A 22448-nucleotide genomic window follows, 5' to 3' on the forward strand; every position below is an offset into this window, starting at 1 on the left:
TGAGAGCGGTCGAATTCATCCATTTCACAATCTGATATTTTATGTGATTGTTTTTAAAAGAAGTTAACAATGTTTTGAATATTGGACTTCCGTTGAGCGATTAACAGTTATTTGTAGGGAAATGAAAGTTTTTTGTTGAAAAATGGCAGGTAAATGTCTTTTTTTAGATACGTTTAATGGCATATCCATTTATTTTTTGCGGCTATTTGTATGTGTATTTCAGGCTGCGAGCTCGCGAATTGCAACTGCAACAAGGTTGAGATTGACTATTGCCCGACCAAACAGCAATACCGTGTCATGCGGCTGCAATGTGCGCAACAGCGAGTCAATCAGCTGGTTCAAGTCCTGGTACCAGCTCACCTGATGCAGTCCATGGAGCTGCTGCGCCAGGTCGGCCATCGCTTGGCCGTAGAGCAGGATGCGCCGTGCGGGGGTGCTTTGTAGCAGTGGTGCAAGCAGCATCTGCGCCTCTACTAAGCTGCCCGTTTGCTCAGCGCAAGCCTTGATGCCACCCAGGACGATCAAGCGCTGGCTCGGATCGGGGGCATGGCTGAGCAGCTGGGCAAATGCCGCGTGCGCTGCCAGGAGTTCGCTGGTGTTGCTGTGGTCGAGCATGACACGGTTGCCCGGCAGGTACTCTGACTGTCCGGCCCCTGGCAGTGGGCTCCAGTGGCGCAATGCGCTGGCGTGGGTGGCCAGTGGCAGCTGCATGGCCTGCAACGCAGCCAAGGCTGCCTGGGCATTGAGCGCCATGTGGTGCCCGTTGGCTTGCAGCTCAACGCGCATGACAGGGGCTGAGCTGGATGTGTCTGTATTGGCGCAGGGCTGTAACTGGATATGCAAATGACCGCTGTTTTCCCAGCCATATTCATACACGGTGGCGCCAGGCTGCGGGCCAAAAGTGCTGAGCCTTATGTGTGCACGGGCGGCCAGCGCCTGCAAGGTCTCCGGTGGCAGCAAGCAGGCATTCAGAATGAGTAGACTGCCTGGGCGCATGGCGGACATCAGTTCCTGCAGGGCTTGCTCAATCTGACTGGCCAGTGGCGGACCAGCATCGCCCGTGGGGGCGGGCGGCAGATTGGTCACAACCAGGATATCGGGGGCAAGCATTTGCAATTGTTCAGGCACGCTTTGCCAGGGCAGCTCGGCCAAAAGCCAGGGGGCGGTCTCGCTCCAGTGGAGCATTTGCAGGGCGGGGGCGTGTTGCACGATGGCATCTTGCTGCGCTGAGCTGCTGCCAAACAGGCACTGGGCCAGCATGCGCAGAGTCGATGTTTTGCCAGTGCAGCCGGTCACGCCAATGACTTGGCCTTGTACGCGTTGCCGAGCATGCCCGGCCAGGCGCTGCAAGGCTTCATGCAGCCCCGCTACCTCCAGTACTGGCAAGTCCGGGGGGATTGGGTGGCCAGTCACTTGGATCAAGGCGCTGGGCTGCAACGATGCAGCAACTGCGGCCGGAACGCCGAGTGCATCGCCTGTGTGGCGCACCAGCACCGCTGCGCCTTGCGAGTGGCTTTGGCGCGTCACGCTCAAGCCGGTAAGCGCAGCTGGCACAGACATGCCTTGCGGCAGATGCCACTGTCCGGCCATCAACGAGGCCATGCTCTGGCCACTCCAGGGCATTGGCGCAGCGGGGCTGGCAGTATGCGCTGTATCGGAGTTGCGCGCAGCGTTGGGGGCCGGCGCTGTGGGCGCCAGGCCGTGTAGCAGCGCCACACAGGCACTGGCCTGGTTGAGCCAAAGCGCTTGCTGTGCCAGGCCTGGTTGCGACTGCTCAGCCTCTGACGGCCAAGGGGCTGTTGTGAACAGCATGTGCATTTGCTGGCGCTGCTGCATGTACATCGCCGTCTCAGGCCAGGCAAAGTGTTGGTGCAACGCATCGAGTTGCTCCAGCGTGCGCTTGCGCTCCAGCGGGCAAAGTGGGCTGGCAGAATTGCGTGTGGCCGGGTCCTGGCAGGCTTCTACCAACGCACAGCTCAGCCATGGTGGACTGTGGCGGTGGGCGTTCACAAATGGCTGGGCCAGCAGGTGCAGCCAGTTCTCGGGCCAGTCCAAGTGTGGCAGAGCGCTGGCAGAGCTGGCGCGCGTCGTGCAGGCGCTGCTGCTCGCATAGGCACGCAGTGCCAGTCGTTGCAGCAGAGCCAGTGCAGTGGGGCTGTGCTGGCTGGGGGCAGGCGATTGGGGGGGCGTGCTGGCCAATGCCTGTTCGGTGTGCTGGGCCAGCTTGTGCAGCGCCGCTGCCACTGGTGGCTGCGCTGCTGCGTTGTGCTCAAGTACGGTGGTGCTCAAACTCAGCACCAGCAATGCCCAGGCTTGCTCTTGTGCATCTTGGGGCACGGCATTGGCTGCGTAATTGCTGGCACGCGCGAGTGCCGACACCAAGGGAGCGAAGGTGCTGGCGTTGCGTGGTGCTGGCCCGGTGCGTAGTAATTGCAGCAGGCTGTACTGAACCTGCAAGTGTTCGGCCAGGGTACTGCTTTGCGGCCAGTGGCCTGCAGGCATTTGCTGGGCAATCAGGCCCACAAAGGCCGCTTGCCCCGCGTGGTGCAGCTGCATATCCATGCCTGCAGGGGCCGTGGTGCCTTGCAGTGGCGCTAATGGGTTTCTGGGCAGATGGATAGGGGCCGTGCTGTAGGGGTCTAGAAAAATGCCGCGCATGCGCAGCACCAGCCAAGACTCACGTGCGGCATGGCCAGCCAGGATGGCGCCAGCCCAAGCCGGCAAGTCTGCAGCAGGTGCCAACAGTGCTTGTTGCAAGAGCAGCGTGTGCTCACAGCCCAGATCCGCGATAGCGCTGTTGCTGCGTCGCAGTTGTTCTACGTCATTGGCACTGAGCTGGTGGCCGGCTGGGTAGACCAGGACTTCTTCAGCCCAGTCAATGCGCAGGGCGGCGCTATCGAGTCGTCTGGCCCAGGCCCACTGCCGCACACGGATGGAGCCTTCGCGCCAAGCCGATTTAAAGGTATGGGCCTTGATAGGAAATACGGTGGCCAATTCGTTGGCATGGGCCACCGAAAAAACCAGCACGCAGCCTGGCCATGGCTCGGGCAGGCCTTGTAGCCTGAGTGCCAGGTGCTGGCGGGCGTGCTCCAGGATTTGGTCCAGCACCACCGGGCCTTGGGCCAAGGCCGCAGACGCGCTCCAATGCGCCCTGGGCACTTCTGTGCGAACTGGCGGGCTGTTGGAGTGAAAGGATGGAACCGGTAGGCTCATGGCTAAACCTTTGCAGACAATCAATGCGCAGGTGCTACAACGCACGCTCACGGCTTTGGCATAGACCAGCTCTGCACAAAGCCCTGTGGTGGCTGAGCACGACCTCAGACGGTCTGGCGTGCACGTTTTTTTCGTCCATATCGATGGCTATGGCGTTCAAAAGAGCGCCTGGAGCGCACCGTGGGGCTATACGCATTTCAGCAGCGGGGGCAATAGCAGCGGTCTAGCGATAGTCGAATTCCACCCGGCGGTTGCGCTGGTGGGCGGCCTCATTGCTGCCGACATCGGCCAGTTGTTCTTTGCCGTAGCTCACCGCTTCCAGTTGTTTGGCATCTACGCCCAGGATCTGCAGCGTTTGTTTGACGGTTTGTGCACGTCGCTGGCCCAGCGCCAGGTTGTACTCCGAGCCACCACGGGCATCGGTATGGCCGCGCAAGACGACTGCCCGCTCAGGGTGCTGTCGCAGCCATTGCGCATGGGCCTCGACCACGCTGCGGTCGCTGGGGCGAAGTGCATCGGAGTCAAAATCAAAATACACCAAGGTGGCGACATTTTCGGGGCCCCGGCCTGCCGGGGCAGTTTGAGCGACGACCGAGGCGACGCTGTTGGTGGCGCGCGGTTTGCCAAACGCATAGGTATGCGATGACTTTTCGGAGCTGCTGGCGCCTGTGTTGGCACAAGCCGATAAGGCCAGCGCCAACAACGCGCAGACTGGTAAGGTGATTCGAAGCATGGACATAAGGCTCTCTCGATAAGGTTGCCACTGCGTTGCAGTGGCAACCAAGGGGCTTGCGCGTGTTTAGGCGACTTGGTGGTGCTGCAGTTGCTGCGCCAAAGACAGACCGGTGTCGCTGTCGGCAATGCTGCTGATCGGCGCTGTGATGGACTCCAGTCCATCATTGCTTGCTGTGGCCAGTGGCGCGATTTGGGCCTTGCCCAGCAAACCGCCGAGCAAGCCGCCGCCGCCCAGCAAGCCGCCGAGCAAACCGCCGTTGCTGCTGCCACCCAACAGGCCGCCATCACCACCGGTGATGCCGCCCACCAAGCCGCTGACCAGGCCGTTGTTGCCCAGTAGTCCATCGAGCAAGCCTGCGTTGCCTCCGGCAACTCCACCGAGCAAACCGCCGACCGGACCGTTTTCGCCCAGCACGGTGCCGACCACGCCGCTGACCAGACCGGTTTCACCGACCAGGCCATTGAGCAGGCCACCGTCGCTTCCGGTCACGCCGCCAAGCAAACCGCCGACCAGACCGTTTTCGCCCAGCACGGTGTCGACCACACCACTGACCAGACCGGTTTCACCGACCAGGCCATTGAGCAGGCCACCGTCGCCACCAGTGACGCCGCCGAGCAGGCCACCGACCAGACCGTTTTCGCCCAGCACAGTGTCGACTACGCCACCGACCAGACCGTTTTCACCGACCAGGCCACCGAGCAGGCCGCTGTCACCACCGGTGATACCGCCGAGCAGGCCGCCACCAGTCACACCGCCTACCAGGCCACCGACCAGGCCGTCTTCGCCAAGCACGGTGTCGACCACGCCACCGACCAGGCCGGCTTCTCCGACCAGGCCATCGAGCAGGCCGCCGTCGCCACCGCTGACGCCACCGAGCAGGCCGCTGTCGCCACCGGTGACGCCGCCGAGCAGGCCGCCACCTGTTACACCGCCGACCAGGCCACCGAGCAGGCCGCCACCTGTTACACCGCCGACCAGGCCACCGAGCAGGCCGCCACCTGTTACACCGCCTACCAGGCCACCGACCAGACCGTTTTCGCCAAGCACGGTGTCGACCAAGCCACCGACCAGGCCGGTTTCTCCGACCAGGCCATCGAGCAGGCCGCCGTCACCACCGGTGATGCCGCCAAGCAGGTCGCCACCGACCAGGCCACCGACCAGACCGTTGTCGCCCAGCACCGTGTCGACCAAGCCACCTACGAGGCCGTTTTCACCGAGCAGGCCATCGAGCAAGCCGCTGCCGCCGCCGCCGGTGACGCCGCCGAGCAGGCCCCCACCGGTCACGCCGCCGAGCAGCCCACCGAGCAGACCGTTCTCACCCAGCACGGTGTTGACTAAGCCGCCAAGGCCGGCTGCACCACCTGTGCCATTGCCTAAACCTGCGATTAAATCGTTGAGCACGCTGATCACTGGTGCCAGCGCCTGGTCTGGCACATTGACCAAGCCGTTGACCAGCTCAGTGAGTACGCCCAGTGGCCCGCCATCGACGTTGGTGAGGTTTTCCAGCGCGCCAGTGACCGTGCTCAGAGCGCCATCGCTTGGGTCGAGCAAGCCAGCCAGCAAGTCGCTGACTGGTTGTGCGACAGTGCCGCCCAACAGGCCGTTGACCACGTCATTGACGGAGGTCACCAGGCCAGTGCCTGAGCCAGAGCCGTTGTCTGGAGTGGGCAGCAGGCCGCCGAGTACCGACTCGACCAAGCCGCCCAGACCTCCCAGGCCAGTTGCGCCGCCGCTGCCACCTAAGCCAGCAATCAGATCGTTGAGCGTGCCAATCACCGGTGCCAGTGCCTGGCCAGGTACGTTGGTCAGGCCATTGACGAGTTCTGTCAAGACACCCAGTGGGCCACCTTCAACGCTGGTCAAGCCCTCCAGAATGCCGGTGACAGCGCTCAAAGTGCCATCGCTTGGGTTGGTCAAACTGGCCAGCAATTCGCTGACCGGTTCTGCAACAGTGCCGCCGAGCAGGCCGTTGACGACGTCGTTGACCGTGGTTACCAGGCCAGTGCCAGAGCCATTGCCTGTGTTAGGCAGCAGACCACCCAGGACCGAATCGACCAGTTCGGACAAACCGCCAGCGCCGCTGCTGTCAATCAAGCCAGCAATCAACTCATTGAGGGTACCGATGACTGGTGCCAGGGCCTGGTCAGGCACATTGGCCAGGCCATCGACGAGCTCGGTCAAAATGCCCAGTGGACCGCCATCGGCACTGGTCAAACCTTCCAAAATGCCTGTAACAGAACTGAGTGTGCCATCGCTTGGGTTGAGCAAGTTGTTGAGCAGCTCGCCCACTGGCTCTGCCACTGTGCCATTGGCCAGGCTATTGATTACATCTTGCAAGGCCGTTACAACGCCATCGCCTGGTTGGGTGGGAGGGGTGCCTGAGCCGCCCAAACCGCCGCCCAGTAGTCCACCCAGCAGGCCGCCCAGCAAGTCGCCAACGCCTGTCAACAAGCCGCCAAGCGCGCCGTTTTCACCCACGATACCGCCGAGCAGACCACTCTCGCCCAGTACGGCTTCGACTACGCCTGACAGTCCGCCTTGTCCACTTCCATCGAGGCCGTTGATCAATTCATTGAGGGTCAGCAACAGCGGGTTGAGTGCGTCACCTGGGATCAGCGTCAGGCCATTGACCAGCTCGGTCAATGGGCCCAGAGCGCCACCGTTGGTATTGGTCAGGTCTTCCAAAATGCTGGTCACTGAGCTCAGGGTACCGGTGCTTGGATTGAGCAAACTGTCGAGCAGGTTGGTCAAAGGCTCAACCAAAGTTCCGTCACCAACAGTGCCCAGCACATCTTTTACAGATGTGATCAGGCCACTTCCGTCGGTCGGATCAGTAGGGCCAGTCGGATCAGTAGGACCAGTCGGATCGGTTGGGCCAGTTGGATCAGTAGGGCCGGTAGGGTTTGTCGGATTAGTAGGGTCGGTAGGATTAGTCGGATTAGTTGGGTCAGTCGGATTAGTAGGATTAGTAGGGTCAGTCGGATTAGTAGAGTCCGTTGGATCAGTAGGGCCAGTTGGGTCTGTAGAGTCGGTGGGGCCAGTCGGATCTGTTGGCTCTGTGAAGTCAGTGGGTTCCGTTGGCTCCGTTGGATCGGTAGGGGCGGTAGGGTCTGTAGGAGTGGTGGGGTTGACCACTGGGTTGTCATCGTCGTCGTCCGATGAAGACGCTATCAAAGCAATTGCGCCAACGCCCAGCAAGCCAGCGAGCAGATAGTCACTGGCATCAGAGCCTGCAGTGGCCGATTCTTTGTTCACAATCAATCCGACTGCGCTGCCGTCGTCGTTGGCGGCGGCCACATCGACATTGCCAGAGGCCAAGTCCAGCACCATGGCAGCTGCGCCGTCGTCATTCTTTTGGGTTGAGAGCGTTGCGTCCGTGCCACCTGCAAATGTCGCCACCAGAGACTGGCCGCCAGGACCCTGGAAGTTGGCTTGGGCACTGCCGTTTTCTGGCACGGTGATGCGATCGCCAATGAGCAGTTGGCTGCCGATTTGCGCGCTCATGGTCTGCCCATTGCGCACGATGAGCACGCCTTCAGAGGCCTGTGTCAAGGTTGCGATTGGCGCTGCGTTGGCCATGGCAGCATTGTTTGCAGGCATGGCCATAGTCGCTGGCGCACCAGCTTGTGCCAGTGTCACAGTGGCTGGTTGGTCCAGAGACTCAAAGGAACGGCTCAGGTTCGTTGATGTGTTGGCAGAAGAGGTGGTGACCGACATGATGTTTCTCCAGAAAACCCAAAATCTAAAAATGCACGCCGCCGTTGTGACCGCTGCAATCTCGCATGGCTTTGATTTCTGCAACTTGTATGCCACCACAAATTTTTTTGTAGTTGTGTTTTTTTTATTTTAAATATCTGATTTATATTGGTTTTTTATTTTGTTGAACAATTCCATTACAAGGCGTTACGCCGTGTGTTACGTTACGTTCCGCCCAAATCTACGTTACGGCACATGCTGTTTGCAGCAGTTGTGAGGCATGTGGGTGGCCGCTTGTATGCTGCAAGATGGCCTTGGTGGGGCATGGCCTGCCAAGATGTGTTGTAGATGACGCACGCCTGAAACAGCGTGAGGCAGCTCCTATACAATCGGCATCCTTGCACTGCCACAGTTGCCTTAGAGCCTGTTCACAATCTCTACGCAGACCGCGTTGGAGCCCAAAAGGATATGATGCGCGGCAAAAACCGCAGTCGGGCTAGCTGCCCGGCGAGGATTTGTAACAAAGCAGCGTGCCTTTTGGACACCAACCCGAAGGGCAAGGCACAAAAAAGCGCATTACTGCGTTGCCCGTTTTGCTCATACAGACGTATGAGCGGCAACAGGCGCCTAGTACTGCCACCTTTTGAGTCTTGCGCGACTGCGTGGGGATTTTGAACAGGCTCTTGGAGAGCTGTAGTGGTGAAGTCAACGGATGTTTTTGAACCTAAAGGGCCTGTATGTCTATTGCGTCTAAGAGAGTGCTGTTTTCACTGAATCCCACAACAGCCCTTTCTTCCATAACAGCTCGGCAAGGCACCGGCTCTTTGCGTCAGCAATTCAAGTTGTCTATGGCCGCGCGCTTGATGGCGCTGGTGGTCGGTGCTTGCGCTGTGTATGGCAGCGGTGCTGCCTGGGCTGACCAGGTAGTCGTGGATGAAATTTCTGGTTTGTTAGAGCAAGGCAGACTGGAGCAGGCAGCCAAACGCGCTGACGCGTATGTCAAGAGCAATCCCGGTGATGTCCAGGTGCGTTTTTTGCAAGGTGTGATTGCCACGGAGCAGGGCAGTAACGCCAAGGCGATTGATATTTTTACGGCGATTTCGCGTGAGTATCCACAGTTGCCAGAGCCGTTTAACAATTTGGCTGTACTGTATGCGGCCCAAGGTGAAGAGCGCAAAGCCGTTGAAGTGTTGGAGTCGGCGATTCGCACCAACCCCAGTTATGCGACCGCACACGAGAATTTGGGCGATTTGTATGCCCGCATGGCCAGCGAAGCCTATACCAAGGCCTTGCAGCTTGATGATTCGCGCAAGGCTTTGCAGCCCAAGCTGTCCATGATTACGCAGATTGTGCCGCTCCAAGATGGGGCAGGTGCTGCGCGCACTAACGAGGCCGTGCAGGTGGCCCAAATGCCTGCTCAGGCACAAACGCCAGCACACCTGCGTCAAACGCAGGCGCGTGAAGCTGCGCAAGAAGAGCAGCAACGCCTGGCGCAGCAAAAACAAGAGCAAGAGCAAGCCCGCCAGCTTCGTCTGGAAGCCGAGCAGGCCGCCCAGCGGCAATTGGCTGATAAAGCGGCGGCAGACAAAGCCGCAGCAGACAAAGCCGCAGCAGACAAAGTGGCCACTGAAAAGGCTTTGGCTGAGAAAGCGGCAGCTGAGCAGGCTGCGCTTGCACAAGCGACGGCAGACAAAGCCGCAGCTGAGCAGGCTGCCGCCGACAAACTGGTCGCACAACAGCGCTTGGATGACGCGAAAAAGGCCGCTGAACCAGCCAAAGCAGAGCCGTCTGCGCCGCAAGCACAAGCAGCGACAAAACCAGCCGAGCGCCCTGCCAATTCGACGGCCAGTGCGGTTGCAGACATCAATGCTGTAGTCAAGGCCTGGACCACGGCCTGGGAGGCGCAGGACATGCCGGCTTATTTTGCTGTTTACAGTGCCGACTTCAAGCCAGCCGATGGCAGCACAGTGGCGCAATGGAAGGCACAACGCACGGAGAGAACCGTGGGACGGCCCAAGATCACGGTGCAACTGCGCAATCTGAAAGTTACCGGCGTCAGCAACGACGCGGCTACTGTGCGCTTTCACCAAACTTACACCGCCGGTGGATTCAGGGCGGCGACACAGAAAACCTTGACGATGAAAAAAGAAGGCGGGCAGTGGCGCATTGCTAGCGAAAGAACAGGTGGTTGATGTCGTCTCCAATTGCAGCTGCGCATCGCCGCAGCGGGGTGGGCGCCGTGGCCCAAAGGCGCCCTCGCCCGGTGCTGCGTAGCCTGGTTGTAACCCTGGGCATATGGCTGGCGCTGTTGGGTGGATCTCAGGCTCAGCGCGCCCAGACTTTGCCAGAGAGCGCGCAGACCGACAGCTTGCAGGCCGAGTCGCGCCTCGTGTATGTGTTCCAAAAGATCGAGCAAAACCAACTCAATGAGGCGTTGGCCGAGCTGGACGTGCTGCTGGCCAGCACCCCCAATTTCCGCTTGGCACAGCTGGTGTATTCCGACCTGCTGCGCCTGCGCAGCGGTTTGTCCTTGAACCAGGCCAGCGAGGCCGAGCGCGCAAGCCTGCAAGGGCTGCATGACGAGCTGCGGCTGCGGCTCTCAGCGGTTGCCGCGCCGCCACCGCAGGGTGCAGTCCCTGCGCAGTTTCTCAAACTCGACCCCAGCGTGCGCCACGCCATTGCTGTCGATGCAGCCAAGTCGCGCCTGTACCTGTTTGCCAATGGTGAGCAAGGCCTGAGCCTGGTTGGTGACTTTTATATTTCGGTGGGCAAGCAAGGCGTGGACAAACGCGAGGAAGGCGATCAGCGCACGCCACTGGGCATGTACTTCACCACGCGCATGATCCCTGGCGCGAAGCTGCCTGATTTGTATGGCGTGGGGGCCTTGCCAGTCAATTATCCCAATGACTGGGATCGCTTGCATGGCCGCACCGGCAGCGGCATTTGGTTGCACGGCTCGCCCTCGGACCAGTTTGCCCGCGTGCCGCAGGCCAGCGACGGCTGTGTCGTTTTGTCCAATCCCGATATGCAATTGTTGCTGCAAACCGTGGATCGGCGCACGCCTGTGCTGTTTGCGCCCTATTTGGATTGGGTGCAGCCCCAGGCGCTGCAGCCAACAATGGCTGCATTTGATAAAACCGTCCACGCCTGGGCTTTGGCCCGCTCCAGCGCCGCGGGCATGGGCGGCTTGGACATTTTCTACACGCCTGAGTTGCGTGAGTCGGCCAGCCAGCGCAAACTGTTTGAGCGGCAGGCCAAACACTATGCCTCCAGAGACTTTCGCCTCGCTGAGACCTCACTCTACGAGTGGCGTGATGCGATGGGAGAGGTGCGCATTGTGAACGTGCGCTCGTTCAGCCCTGAGTTTCCCAATGGCCTGTCGCTGCGCCAATATTGGCGCCAAAACAATGGCCAATGGCAGATCTTTTCGGAAGATGTGCTGGCTGAACTCCAGCCTTGACAGGGGCTCTGCAGCACTCTGCGGTGTCTTTCCTTTGGGCCGCTTGCCAATTCGGCTGATAATGTGGCCTTCCATGTGAGGCGCATCCGTCCAGCTCGCAGACCCAGCAGCGGCGCTTCGTGTTCTCCTGTTTTTATTATTTGTAGCCATACTGCTTAGATGCGGGTGTTTTTTGGCTGCAAATGCCTGCATCACACTTGAATCTGTCAATGACCACCGAAAATCTGCTCGTTGAACTGTTTGTCGAAGAACTCCCTCCCAAAGCCCTGCGCAAGCTCGGTGACGCGTTTGCCCAGGGCATCGCCGCCAGCTTGGGCAGCCAAGGCTTGCTGACTTCAGACAGTGCCATCCAAGGCTTTGCCACACCACGCCGCCTGGCCGTGCATGTCAGTGGCGTATTGGACAAAGCGCAAGACAAGCCTGTCTCGCAAAAGCTGATGCCGGTAGCCGTCGGTCTTAAAGACGGCGCAGCCAGTCCTGCGTTGCTCAAAAAGTTGGCCTCGCTGGGCTTGGATGAGAGCGCCGTGGCGCAACTCAAGCGCGAAGGCGAAGGCAAAAATGAGGCCTTGTTTCTCGATGGTGTGCAAGCCGGTGCCACTTTGGCTGAGGGCTTGCAAAAGGCCCTGGAAGAGACCATTCGCCAGCTGCCTATCCCCAAGGTCATGACCTACCAGCTCGAAACCGGTGTGGATTTGCCCGGTTGGGACAGCGTGCAGTTTGTGCGGCCTGCCCACGGCCTGGTGGCCTTGCATGGCGCCAGCGTCGTGCCCGTGCATGCACTGGGCTTGCAAAGTGGCAATACCACGCACGGCCATCGCTTTGAGGCCAAAGTCAGCCAGATCGTGCTGGAGCATGCGGACCGCTATGCCGAGCAGCTGCGTGAGCAAGGTGCGGTGATTGCGCATTACGACACGCGTTTGGAGTCGATCAAAAGCCAGTTGCAAGCCGCAGCCGCGCAAGTGGGCCAAGGCAGCCAACCGGTGCAAGATGAGGCTTTGCTGGAAGAGGTCAACTCCTTGGTCGAGCGTCCGCATGTGCTGACTTGCCAGTTCGAAGAGGCCTTTTTGCAAGTGCCGCAAGAGTGCCTGATCTTGACAATGAAGGCCAACCAGAAGTATTTCCCGCTGCTGGCTGCCGATGGTACTTTGACCAACCGCTTCCTGCTGGTCTCCAACATCAGCCCGCAAGACGCCAGTGCGGTGATCGAAGGCAATGAGCGTGTCGTGCGGCCACGCCTGGCAGACGCCAAGTTCTTTTTTGACCAGGACCGCAAGAAAACCCTGGCCTCGCGCCTGCCACAGCTGGACAAGGTGGTCTACCACAACAAGCTGGGCACACAGGGCGAGCGCGTCGAGCGCGTGCGTGCGATTGCGCGTGCGATTGCCGGCTCTTTGGGGGTCGATGCCGCGCAAGCCGATCTGGCCGCGCAATTGGCCAAAACCGATCTGGTCACCGACATGGTCGGTGAATTCCCTGAGTTGCAAGGCACGATGGGCCGCTATTACGCGCTCAACGATGGTTTGCCTGAGCCGGTCGCCGATGCGATCGAAGACCACTACAAGCCGCGTTTTGCTGGTGATAGCTTGCCACGTGGTGATGTGGGCGTGGTGGTCGCGTTGGCCGACAAGCTCGAGACCCTGGTTGGCATGTTTGGCATTGGCAATTTGCCAACGGGCGACAAAGACCCGTTTGCGCTGCGCCGCCACGCGTTGGGTGTGATTCGCATGCTGGTGGAAAAAGCACCGCAATTGGCCTTGGCCGATGTGCTGGCCCATGTGCAGGCCAGTTTTGCGGGCCGTATTCCGGCGCAAACCGAGTTCAGCGACGTCACCGCGTCGCTGAGCCAATTCATCTATGAACGTCTGGCTGGCAGCTTGCGTGAGCAAGGCTATAGCGCGCAAGAGGTCGATGCTGTGCTGGCGCTGCAACCGCAACGCCTGGCGGATGTCGCGCAACGCCTGCAAGCGGTGCGCGCATTTGCCCAATTGCCTGAAGCCCAGGCCCTGGCCGCAGCCAACAAGCGCGTAGGCAATATTTTGAAGAAGGCCGGCGGCGCAGTCGATGCGCAGGTCAAGCAAGAGCTGCTGCAGGAAGAGGCCGAGCAACAGCTTTACGCGGCCTTGCAAGCGGTGGCTCCAGTGGCGCAGGCCGCTTATGCAACCGGTGACTACACCAACAGCTTGCAAGCTCTGGCGGCGTTGAAAGCACCGGTCGACGCTTTCTTTGACTCGGTGATGGTCAATGCCGATGATGCAGCCCTCAAAGCCAACCGTCTGGGGCTGCTCAAAACCCTGCAAGAGGCCATGAACCGCGTGGCTGATCTCTCGCGTCTGGCCAGTTAAACTGGGAGTTGATGGCGCACACGGCCTTCGGCCGTGCAGCAGGCGCCGGGCTGGCGCCGCTTGCAGCGGTGCAGGCCTTGGCCTGTATCGCGCAAGCATTTGATGAGACTGCTGAGCCCTACCACTGGTACAGGCAGTTTGTATTGGCAGGCGCCGTCGCGCATGGTTTGCCTGCACCTGATGTAGCCCCGATTCAGTCCACTGTTCCACAAGATGGTTTAGACACTGAGCGCCAGCGCTTCAACTCCGCCACCCTGGGGCTGCTGCTGCCGTATGACATGCTGGGCTGCTTTTTTTAAGCACCATGATCGGTGTCGATCTGGTGGTTTTCGCTATCTAACTTTGTCACGGCTATGGGTAGGATCGCCTCTGGCGTGCAAGTTACGGATGCTGCGTTGCTGCAGTAGGGCCTAGCTTTTGCACATTCCACCCTCCGTCGTGCCAAGTATGAAGAACGCATTGGAGAATTGCATGTTTAAGAAAGTCCTTACCGCTGCAGCCATTGGCTTGACGCTCACTGTGGCCGCAGCGCAAAGCTGGCCAACCAAGCCGGTGCGCATGATTGTGCCTTTCCCCCCAGGGGGCGGTACCGATATTTTGGCGCGTCTGGTCTCGGCCAAGTTGTCCGAAGCCCATGGCTGGAATATCGTGGCCGACAACCGCCCAGGCGTTGGCGGCACCTTGGGGATTACGGAGGCTGCACGCGCAACGCCAGATGGCTACAACTTTGTATTTGGCCAAAAAGACAATCTGGTGATTGGCCCTTGGCTGTATAAAAACCTGACCTGGAATCCAGTCAAGGACTTCGCGCCAGTGGCCCATGTGGCGTACTCACCCGTTCTGATTGCGACCAGTGCCGACTCGCCTTACCAAACATTGGCTGATGTGGTCGCTGCCGCTAAAAAAGCGCCAGACTCCATCACCTACGGCTCGCCAGGCAACGGCACGTCCATCCATTTGGCGGCGACTATTTTGGAAAAGGAAGCGGGCATCAAGCTGGTGCATGTGCCCTACAAAGGCTCGAACCCAGCGATGCTGGATGTGATTGCCGGTAATGTGCAATTGCTGTCGTCGTCAGTGCCGTCGGCGCTGGGCCAGATCAAAGCTGGTAAGCTGCGTCCTTTGGCTGTGACCTCGGCCACCCGCAGCTCGTCCCTGCCTGATGTGCCCACGGTGCAAGAGTTGGGCATTGAAGGCATTGGGGAGTTTGATGTCGCCACGTGGTATGGCGTGATGGCGCCAGCAGGCACGCCCGAGGACGTGGTTAACAGCGTCAACGCAGCCGTGAACACGCTGTTGACCGATGAGGCCGTGCGCTCGGCGATGCAGGCCCAAGGGGCGGAGCCATTGGCAATGGGAGTGGCTGAGTTTGGCGAGTTTCTGAACAAGGACTACACCGCTTGGGAGTCGGTCGTCAAAGACTCTGGCGTACAGCTCGATTGATCGTGCATGCATGGCCAAGGCAGTATTGCCGCCGTGGCCATGCATGTGTGGTGCAATGGCAATAAGAACCTGTTTACGATCTTTTCGCAGAGCGCGTTGGAGTCCAAAAGGGTAGGGTGTGCGGCGAAAGCCGCAGTTGGGCTTTTTGCCTGGCGAGGATTTTTAACAAAGCAGCATGCCTTTTGGGCTCCAACCCCCAATACCAAAAGGAACTGCAAGGCACAAAAAAGCGCATTGCGGCGTTGCCCGTTTTGCACAGACAGATGGTTGAGCGGCAACAAGCGCCTTGCACTGCCTCTTTTTGTACCTTGCGTGACTGCAAAAAGATCGTAAACACGTTCTAAGAACGTCTTCAAAAGCCTGTCTTTGCATCAGAGACAGGCTTTTTTTATGGCACTGCAGGCACAATAGTGCGCTCTGGACTAGTCAATGGGAGTACATGCAATGGCGGATGGCACAACAACGAATACCGAAATTACCTGGGCAGATTTCACCAAAGTCGAGCTGCGCGTCGGCAAGGTGGTGCACGCCGAGGTATTTGCGCAGGCGCGCAAGCCGGCGTACATCTTGCAAGTTGATTTTGGCCCTGAGCTGGGGCTGCGCAAATCCAGCGCCCAAATCACCGACCACTACCGGCCTGAAGAACTGGTCGGTCGTTTGGTGGTGGCGGTGGTGAACTTTCCTAAGAAACAAATTGGTCCTATCCAGTCCGAGTGCCTGGTCACAGGCTTTCATGATGCCAACGGCCATGTCGCTTTGTGCGTGCCAGATTTGGATGTTCCGCTGGGGACGCGATTGCTATGAAAACGCCTCTGCCTGATTATTTGGCCCGTTTGCTGGCCCAGTGTGACAGCGGCGATGGTGGTCAGCTGGCCGACTACATCCCTGAGCTGGCCCAGGCCGACCCTCACAAAATGGCGATTGCGATCTGCACGACCGATGGCGTGGTGTATGCGGCTGGCGATACCGACTACGAGTTCACCATCCAGTCGATCTCCAAGCCCTTTGCTTACGCCCTGGCGCTGCGCGAGCACGGCTTGGATGCGGTGCTGCGAAAAGTCGGCGTCGAGCCCTCAGGCGAGGCCTTCAACGAGTTGTCGCTGGATGAGCGCACCGAACGGCCACTGAACCCGATGATCAATGCTGGCGCGATCACCACGCACGCACTGTTGCCGGGCTCGCCAGGAGCAGGGCGGGCGCAGGCATTGCAAGCATTGCTCGAGCGCATGACGGGGCGCTCGTTGCAGGTCGATGAGGCCGTTTACAACTCCGAGCTGGAGACGGCGTTTCGCAATCTCTCACTGGCCTATATGCTCAGAAACGTCGGCGCTGTGCAGGGCGATGTCTCCGAGATCGTGGCCGGTTACACGCGCCAGTGTGCGATCAAGGTCAACGTTCAGGATTTGGCGCGGATGGCCGGTATTTTGGCCAACCAGGGACGCTGCCCGCGCACGCGCGAGCAGCTGTTTGACCGCAAGTTGGTGCGCCAGGTGCTCAGCGTGATGACCAGTTGCGGCATGTACAACGGCGCTGGCGACTGGCTCTCGCGGGTTGGTATTCCGGCCAAAAGCGGTGTCGCAGGTGGTATTTTGGGGGCCTTGCCAGGCCAGTTTGGTGTGGCGGTGTTTTCACCCAAGCTGGATGAGGCGGGCAATAGCGTGCGGGGCGTGCGCATGATGGAGCGCCTCTCTGGTGATATGGGCTTGCATGTGATGGAGGCCTTGCCTACGGCGCGGGCCTCGTTGCGCAATCCAGAAGTGCAGGTGCGTGCCGACATTGACCTGTATGAGCTGCAAGGTGATATCCATTTTGCCCAAGGCGAGCTGCTGCTGCGCAATTTGCAAGACCGAGGCCAGCGTTTGGGCCCCGTCATTCTGGACGTCAGCCGGGTCATTGAGCTCAACGCCATTGGTGGGCGTTTGCTGGTCGATGCGGTGGCGCATATGCAGCAAGAGGGGGTGTGGGTGGGCTTGGTTGATCCAGGCCAGCTGTTACAGCAAGGCATCAACGCGAAGTCTTTGCGCGTGAATACTTTTAGTCAATTGCAAACAGCCATTGAGGCTGCTTGCAGGCAATAAGCCGATTGCGATTCGCGCCAGCTGATCTGTCATGCGGCGGCCTGCCTCGTTGGCGCTGCGCTATGGGGGTACAGAACTTCTGGATTCACGACTCAATGCTCGCTTCTTGCATGGGGTGCAGCTGATCTGGGCTTGACTCCCACACCCAGCGTGTGACAATTGAAAACCTTTGGCGATCCTCTTTGCGTTTGGCGCGGCTTGTTAAGTCCTTGCATTGAGGCATTGCACGGGCTTTAAAACCCGCATCTGAAATGGGGTCCTAGCCCGTGCGCGCTGCGTAGCGTTGTTGGAGTGCAGGCCCCCTGCTTATGCCTTGTGCATCAAAGACACGCTTGCATGCCTTCAAAAATATCCCCCTCCACAGCCTTGCTGCTCACTGTCGCGCCTTTGATGTGGGCTGGCAACGCCGTTGTAGGCCGCATCATGGCGCCGTTGGTGCCGCCAGTGACGTTGAATTTGCTGCGCTGGCTGCTCGCTGCGCTGATCTTGCTGCCTATAGGCTGGCGCGTGTTTCGGGCCAATAGTGGCTTGTGGCAGGCCTGGAAGCCGCTGGCCTTGATGGGCTTTTTTGGCATCGGTTGCTACAACGGCTTTCAGTACTTTGCGCTCAGGACCTCCACACCACTGAACATCACCTTGGTGGCTGCCAGCATGCCGATCTGGATGATGGTGGTTGGCGCCTTGTTGTTCCGTGTGTACCCGAGCCGGCGGCAATTGCTTGCTGCACTGTTCTCGATTGCCGGTGTCTTGGTGGTGCTCTCGCGGGGTGATGTATCGCAACTGTTGGCCTTGCGCCTAGTGCCAGGTGATTTGTTCATGCTGGTAGCGGCATTGTGCTGGGCGATATACAGCTGGCTATTGATGCGTGCGGTGATTCCTGCTGCGCTGCGCAATGACTGGGCGGCCTTTTTGCTGGGGCAAATGCTGTTTGGCGTGATGTGGTCGGGCGTAGCCACTGCGTTGGAGTGGCAGCTCACGGATGCTCGCATTGTCTGGGGCTGGCCGTTTATTGGCGGCCTGCTGTTCATTGCGCTGGGGCCTGCCTTGGTGGCTTACCGCTGCTGGGGCCTGGGAGTGCAGCGCGCCGGACCGACCATTGCAGCTTTTTTCAGCAACCTCACGCCACTGATCACGGCCTTGCTATCGGCCTTTTTGTTGGCCGAATGGCCCAAGCTCTACCATGCGGTAGCCTTTGCGCTGATTGTGTCGGGTATTTACTTGTCCGCGCAACGGTAAGAACCTGTTTACGATCTCCGCAGAGTCGCGCTGGCTTTTTCACAATGAACATGAGCGCAGGCGGGAGATTGCTGCTACAAAGGCAGGTAGAAAAGCGTATATTGGCGGGCTTGCTCGATAGCTTCAATGGCACTGTGTAATGGATTCTCCTCAAACTCCCACTTCTTCCCCAAGTCCTGATGCGTCTGGCCAGGCCGCTGCGCCGGTGGTGCATGCGTCTGCGCGTGCACGCCAGCGGCCTACGGGGCTGGCTTATGTGATCGCCGCTGTGCGTTCGTTCTTGCACCTGCTGGTGATGGGCAGTACCTTGGTGGTGTATGCCTGCACGCTGATGCTGACAGCCATATTTGTGCGCGGCGAGCCGCTCTACCGCATCGGTGTGGCATGGCTGTCCATTTGTGTCACCAGTGCCAAGTGGCTGTTGGGCATTCGCTACCAAGTGCAAGGCTTTGAGAATTTGCCTGCGCATACCCGTGAACAAAAAGTCGTGGTGCTGGCCAAGCACCAGTCGACCTACGAAACCTTTTTAATGCCTTTGATCCTGCGCAAGCAGGTACTGGCCTATGTGTTCAAGAAAGAATTGCTATCGATCCCATTCTTTGGCTGGGGCATTGGCCGCATGGACATGGTGTACATCGACCGCACGCAAGGCGCAAAGGCATTTCAGAAAGTGATGGCGCAGGGCCGCAAACTCACCGACATGGGCAACTGGATCATGATGTTCCCTGAAGGCACACGCGTTGAGCGAGGTGAAGTTGGCAATTACAAAGTCAGCGGTGCGCGCCTGGCCATTGATACTGGCGCCGTGGTGGTGCCGGTGGCGGTCGCATCGGCGCGTTGCTGGGGCCCTAAAGCGATTGTCAAGTTTCCTGGTGTGGTGCAAGTCTCAATAGGCAAGCCTATTTCCAGTGCAGGCAAATCCCCCAATGCGCTGATGGAAGAGGTGCAGCAGTGGATCGAGTCCGAGATGCATCGGCTTGACCCAGAGGCTTATGAATTCTCTGTGCCAGCGGCCAAGCCAATTGCGCCGCCTGCAGCCACTGGCAACGCCAGCCATAGCGAGTAACACCGCAGCTGGATGTCTGTGCATACAACACCGCCAGGCATGGCGCTTGAGCAGCACACGCTGAGCCTATTGGCGGGCGATGAGCAGCGCGCGCTGGACCAGCGCAACCAGCTGTGGATACACCCTAAGGCCAATCGCACGGTCGCCTTGCAATTGGCAGGGGAGTTCGTGCATGTAGGCTACCACTGGATTGCCGCGCAACGCCGCACGATTGGCATGCAAATCAGTGCCCAGGGCTTGCAAGTGCGCGCGCCGCGCTGGGTAGGCCAGGCCGAGATTGATGCCTTGCTGCAATCAAGGGCGCGTTGGATTGTGCAAAAGCTCAGGCAACTGCAAGCCTTGCCGCAGGATGCAGGCCATGTGCGGCTGGCGTGGAGCGATGGCGCCTATATCGCCTGGCAAGGGCAATGGCTGCGTCTGGCCTTGGGCTTCGCTGGGCGCCGTGCCAATTTGCAGCAGCTCAGCGAGCCCGAGCCCGTGCTGCCTGGCAAGCACTTGGCTGGTGCAGCGGCGGTCATGCCAGCCAGTGTCACAGAGACAGAGGCACAGCAGGCGCCACAGGTGCGGCATGTGCTGCATCTGCCTTTGCCGCTGCATGCGACTGAGGACGAGATTGCTGCAATGGCCCAGCGCTGGTTGCGCCAGCAAGCCCAGGCGCAACTGGCGCTGCGCAGTGCGCACTTTGCGCCCATCATGGGCGTGGCCCCTTCACGCTTGTCGCTGACCAGCGCGAATACACGCTGGGGCAGTGCCAGCAGCGGCGGTGCGATTCGCCTGCATTGGCGCTTGGTGCAAATGGACCCTGTGCTGTTTGATTATGTGCTGGTGCACGAGCTGGCCCATTTGCATGAGATGAACCACAGCGCGCAGTTTTGGGCCTGGGTGGCCCAGGTATTGCCCGATTACGCCCAGTACCGCCAGCGGCTTAAACAAGTGCGGCTGGAGTCGTGGACTTTGTAAGCGTCTACAGGCTCTAAGATCGTAAACACGTTCTAAGACACAAGTGCGCCATGCTGCAGTGACCGCATGCGTTCTGTAGAGCTCAAGTATGATGCTTTGAAGGGGCACTGGTGGGGCTTCTACAATAGCCTGCACGGCACGTCCAGGCGATGCCTGCCGCACACTCTGGGGCCGCAAGGCCCTTGCCGTCCATTTTTTATTTAATCCGCATTTTTCAGCTGTATGAATTCACATTCCGCTCGCCCACAGACGGCTATTGCCCACCAACAAGCCAGCCCATTTTGGCGCTGGTTGGCCATTGCAGCCATCGTGGCCATGCTAGACCAACTGATTAAATGGTGGGTCGTGTCTGCGTACCAATGGGGCGACTCGACCTATGTGACGAGTTTTTTCAATCTGGTGCGGGCCCATAACACCGGTGCGGCATTTTCTTTTTTGGCTGACCATAGTGGCTGGCAGCGCTGGTTTTTTGTCGCGGTTGCCGCCTTCGCAACGGTTTTTATTGTTTGGCAACTGCGCGCGCACGGCTCGCAAAAGCTCGCGTCTTTGTCGCTGGCCTTGATTTTGGGCGGCGCGATTGGCAATGTGATTGACCGCGTACACCGTGGCTATGTGGTCGATTATTTGGATTTTCACTGGGCGCAGACGCATTTTCCGTCGTTCAATTTGGCCGATGTGGCCATTAGCTGCGGCGTGATTGGCATGATCCTGGCTGAGATCGTGCGCTGGCGCCAGGAGCGCCGCCAAGCCGCGCAGTAGAGTAAGCAGGTTTTTAGAGAGGCTTGGGTGCCGCTGCTGGTGCCTGATTTTTTTGTTTATCACTTTTGCCGAATAAAGGACCTACAGGTTATGACCACTCCTTCACTGACTAATGATTTGCTTGAGCAATTGCGCGCCAGCTCGTTAGGTCCACTGTCGCAACAATTGGGTGTCTCAGAAGAGCAAACCGACAGCGCAATGACTGCGGCCTTGCCTTTGCTTTTGGGCGCTTTGGGAGGTAACGCGCAAAACCCCGCTGGCGCACAAGCCCTGTTTGGCGCGCTGCAGCGTGACCACCAACACACGGACAAGAGCACGCTGCAAGGTGGCGATGCCGGTGGTTTTGATGTCGCCAGTGTGCTGGGCGCCTTGGTTGGTGGCGGCTCGCAAACAGGCGGTGCTGCAGGTGGCTTGGGCGGCTTGCTGGGCGGTTTGTTAGGCGGCAGCCAGCCACCTTCGGGCGAGCAGCTCAATGGCGGCGGCATCTTGGACCATATTCTGGGCAACAAGACTGCGCAAGTGGAGGGGGCTCTGGGGCAGGCGACCGGTCTGAGCAGCGCCAACATCAGCAAATTGCTGACGATGCTGGCCCCGATTGTGATGGCGTATTTGGGCCGCCAGGTCAGCACTGGCAAGTTGTCCTCGCCCGATGAGTTGGGCCAGGTCTTGGGTCAGGAAAAAGCCCAGGCGCAGCAGCAAGGCGGCATTGCAGGGGGCTTGCTGGGCGCCGTGTTTGACCAAAATGGCGATGGCAAACTGGACATGGGCGATTTGCTCAAACTGGGTGGTCAGTTTTTGAATCGCCGTTAATCGCTGCATTGGCCTGGGCCATGTCCTGGGCCATGTAGAACGCCTTGCATGTGCAAGGCGTTTTTCGTTTTGGCGCAGTCGTGCGAAGTGTGAGACTTTATTCTTGTGCTGGCGGCTCTGGCCTGCGCCACAAATATACGGCCACGCAGGCCATGCAGCCAGAGGCCAGCAGCAAGGCCCAGTGAGGCACACCGGCCAGCAGCATGACCAGCACCGAAATCAGCATTGTCAAAATGGCGGCACGTTTGGCCTTGGCGCTGACAAAGCCGCCGGCTTCCCAGTTGCGCAAAATAGGCCCAAACAGCGTGTGCTGCAGCAACCAGTTGTGCAGTTTGGGCGAGCTGCGCGCCGCTGCCCAGGCCGCAATCAGCACAAATACCGTGGTCGGCAGGCCCGGCACAAAGACGCCAACAATACCCATGCCCAGCGAGCAAATAGCCAGAATGTACAAGCACACGCGGCCCAGCAGGCTGGGGCAGCGCCGCGGCTGAGACATCCTCAACTGGGGCTGCGCATCCTGTGCTTGCGCTTGCAGTTGCACTGCCAGTGGACAGCGGGCAGGCCCATCCTGACCCGTCAGCGACGGGGCTGCTGGGGTGTCATCGGATTGGCTGGTCTGGCTGGATTTGGCCGTCATGGTGTGGCTTGC

Annotated in this window: 17 protein-coding genes; 13 read left to right on the forward strand and 4 right to left on the reverse strand. The window is 59.4% G+C overall.

From position 1 onward, the window contains the following. Positions 1–219: 219 nt before the first annotated feature. The 3 genes from E8K88_RS06265 to E8K88_RS18465 all read right to left on the reverse strand — a co-directional run bounded on the left by E8K88_RS06265 (position 220) and on the right by E8K88_RS18465 (position 7528). Positions 220–3213 carry a UDP-N-acetylmuramoyl-tripeptide--D-alanyl-D-alanine ligase gene (locus E8K88_RS06265; RefSeq protein ID WP_136405797.1) on the reverse strand — a complete coding sequence of 998 codons (2994 nt, stop codon included), beginning with the start codon at positions 3211–3213 and terminating at the stop codon, positions 220–222. 223 nt (positions 3214–3436) lie between these two features. Then, positions 3437–3952, reverse strand: a complete 516-nt coding sequence (gene pal, locus E8K88_RS06270) for a peptidoglycan-associated lipoprotein Pal (protein WP_240754367.1) — start codon at positions 3950–3952, stop codon at positions 3437–3439. Positions 3953–4012: 60 nt separating this feature from the next. Beyond that, complete coding sequence (locus E8K88_RS18465; RefSeq protein WP_168797261.1) at positions 4013–7528, reverse strand: hypothetical protein; 3516 nt, start codon at positions 7526–7528, stop codon at positions 4013–4015. Here E8K88_RS18465 and E8K88_RS06280 point away from each other — a divergent pair. From E8K88_RS06280 to E8K88_RS06340, 13 genes are all read left to right on the forward strand, one after another. Continuing rightward, positions 7527–7799, forward strand: coding sequence for a hypothetical protein (locus E8K88_RS06280; RefSeq protein ID WP_136405798.1), 273 nt, complete (start codon positions 7527–7529; stop codon positions 7797–7799). The genes E8K88_RS18465 and E8K88_RS06280 overlap by 2 nt on opposite strands. 670 nt (positions 7800–8469) lie before the next feature. Continuing rightward, the gene (locus tag E8K88_RS06285; protein ID WP_240754368.1) at positions 8470–9837 is read left to right on the forward strand and encodes a nuclear transport factor 2 family protein; all 1368 of its coding nucleotides are present in this window, start codon (positions 8470–8472) and stop codon (positions 9835–9837) included. Next, complete coding sequence (locus tag E8K88_RS06290; protein ID WP_136405799.1) at positions 9837–11105, forward strand: L,D-transpeptidase family protein; 1269 nt, start codon at positions 9837–9839, stop codon at positions 11103–11105. Before E8K88_RS06285 ends, E8K88_RS06290 begins: the two co-directional genes overlap by 1 nt. Positions 11106–11314: 209 nt before the next feature. Then, positions 11315–13447, forward strand: coding sequence for a glycine--tRNA ligase subunit beta (glyS, locus tag E8K88_RS06295; protein WP_136405800.1), 2133 nt, complete (start codon positions 11315–11317; stop codon positions 13445–13447). 11 nt (positions 13448–13458) lie between these two features. Then, positions 13459–13746 (forward strand): hypothetical protein, encoded by a 288-nt coding sequence (locus tag E8K88_RS06300; protein ID WP_136405801.1) that lies wholly within the window; start codon positions 13459–13461, stop codon positions 13744–13746. 172 nt (positions 13747–13918) lie between these two features. Further along, positions 13919–14890: a Bug family tripartite tricarboxylate transporter substrate binding protein gene (locus E8K88_RS06305; protein WP_136405802.1), complete on the forward strand. Its 972-nt coding sequence runs from the start codon at positions 13919–13921 to the stop codon at positions 14888–14890. 429 nt (positions 14891–15319) lie between these two features. Further along, positions 15320–15694, forward strand: a complete 375-nt coding sequence (locus E8K88_RS06310; RefSeq protein ID WP_240754369.1) for a tRNA-binding protein — start codon at positions 15320–15322, stop codon at positions 15692–15694. After that, positions 15691–16968: a glutaminase gene (locus E8K88_RS06315; RefSeq protein WP_136405803.1), complete on the forward strand. Its 1278-nt coding sequence runs from the start codon at positions 15691–15693 to the stop codon at positions 16966–16968. Before E8K88_RS06310 ends, E8K88_RS06315 begins: the two co-directional genes overlap by 4 nt. Positions 16969–17304: 336 nt before the next feature. Further along, positions 17305–18204 (forward strand): DMT family transporter, encoded by a 900-nt coding sequence (locus tag E8K88_RS06320; RefSeq protein WP_136405804.1) that lies wholly within the window; start codon positions 17305–17307, stop codon positions 18202–18204. Between the two features lie 259 nt (positions 18205–18463). Continuing rightward, entirely contained in the window at positions 18464–19270 is an 807-nt protein-coding gene (locus E8K88_RS06325; RefSeq protein WP_136405868.1) for a lysophospholipid acyltransferase family protein, read from the forward strand. A gap of 12 nt (positions 19271–19282) precedes the next feature. Then, complete coding sequence (locus E8K88_RS06330; RefSeq protein ID WP_136405805.1) at positions 19283–20230, forward strand: M48 family metallopeptidase; 948 nt, start codon at positions 19283–19285, stop codon at positions 20228–20230. 222 nt (positions 20231–20452) lie between these two features. Then, a complete protein-coding gene (gene lspA, locus E8K88_RS06335; protein ID WP_136405806.1) occupies positions 20453–20989 on the forward strand; it encodes a signal peptidase II in 537 nt (178 codons plus the stop codon). 90 nt (positions 20990–21079) lie between these two features. Beyond that, positions 21080–21799 carry a DUF937 domain-containing protein gene (locus E8K88_RS06340; RefSeq protein ID WP_136405807.1) on the forward strand — a complete coding sequence of 240 codons (720 nt, stop codon included), beginning with the start codon at positions 21080–21082 and terminating at the stop codon, positions 21797–21799. Between the two features lie 97 nt (positions 21800–21896). On the opposite strand, the gene E8K88_RS06345 is transcribed toward E8K88_RS06340, so the two are convergent. Further along, positions 21897–22436 carry a YbaN family protein gene (locus E8K88_RS06345; protein WP_240754370.1) on the reverse strand — a complete coding sequence of 180 codons (540 nt, stop codon included), beginning with the start codon at positions 22434–22436 and terminating at the stop codon, positions 21897–21899. Between the last annotated feature and the right edge of the window lie 12 nt (positions 22437–22448).

Source organism: Lampropedia aestuarii (genome assembly GCF_004803635.1).
Taxonomy (GTDB): domain Bacteria; phylum Pseudomonadota; class Gammaproteobacteria; order Burkholderiales; family Burkholderiaceae_C; genus Lampropedia; species Lampropedia aestuarii.

Coding starts and splice junctions, on each gene's coding strand:
- E8K88_RS06265 (WP_136405797.1), bottom strand. CDS start 3,213: ATGAGCCTACCGGTTCCATCCTTTCACTCCAACAGCCCGCCAGTTCGC.
- pal (WP_240754367.1), bottom strand. CDS start 3,952: ATGTCCATGCTTCGAATCACCTTACCAGTCTGCGCGTTGTTGGCGCTG.
- E8K88_RS06280 (WP_136405798.1), top strand. CDS start 7,527: ATGGCAGCATTGTTTGCAGGCATGGCCATAGTCGCTGGCGCACCAGCT.
- E8K88_RS18465 (WP_168797261.1), bottom strand. CDS start 7,528: ATGGCCAACGCAGCGCCAATCGCAACCTTGACACAGGCCTCTGAAGGC.
- E8K88_RS06290 (WP_136405799.1), top strand. CDS start 9,837: ATGTCGTCTCCAATTGCAGCTGCGCATCGCCGCAGCGGGGTGGGCGCC.
- glyS (WP_136405800.1), top strand. CDS start 11,315: ATGACCACCGAAAATCTGCTCGTTGAACTGTTTGTCGAAGAACTCCCT.
- E8K88_RS06300 (WP_136405801.1), top strand. CDS start 13,459: ATGGCGCACACGGCCTTCGGCCGTGCAGCAGGCGCCGGGCTGGCGCCG.
- E8K88_RS06305 (WP_136405802.1), top strand. CDS start 13,919: ATGTTTAAGAAAGTCCTTACCGCTGCAGCCATTGGCTTGACGCTCACT.
- E8K88_RS06310 (WP_240754369.1), top strand. CDS start 15,320: ATGGGAGTACATGCAATGGCGGATGGCACAACAACGAATACCGAAATT.
- E8K88_RS06315 (WP_136405803.1), top strand. CDS start 15,691: ATGAAAACGCCTCTGCCTGATTATTTGGCCCGTTTGCTGGCCCAGTGT.
- E8K88_RS06320 (WP_136405804.1), top strand. CDS start 17,305: ATGCCTTCAAAAATATCCCCCTCCACAGCCTTGCTGCTCACTGTCGCG.
- E8K88_RS06330 (WP_136405805.1), top strand. CDS start 19,283: ATGTCTGTGCATACAACACCGCCAGGCATGGCGCTTGAGCAGCACACG.
- lspA (WP_136405806.1), top strand. CDS start 20,453: ATGAATTCACATTCCGCTCGCCCACAGACGGCTATTGCCCACCAACAA.
- E8K88_RS06340 (WP_136405807.1), top strand. CDS start 21,080: ATGACCACTCCTTCACTGACTAATGATTTGCTTGAGCAATTGCGCGCC.
- E8K88_RS06345 (WP_240754370.1), bottom strand. CDS start 22,436: ATGACGGCCAAATCCAGCCAGACCAGCCAATCCGATGACACCCCAGCA.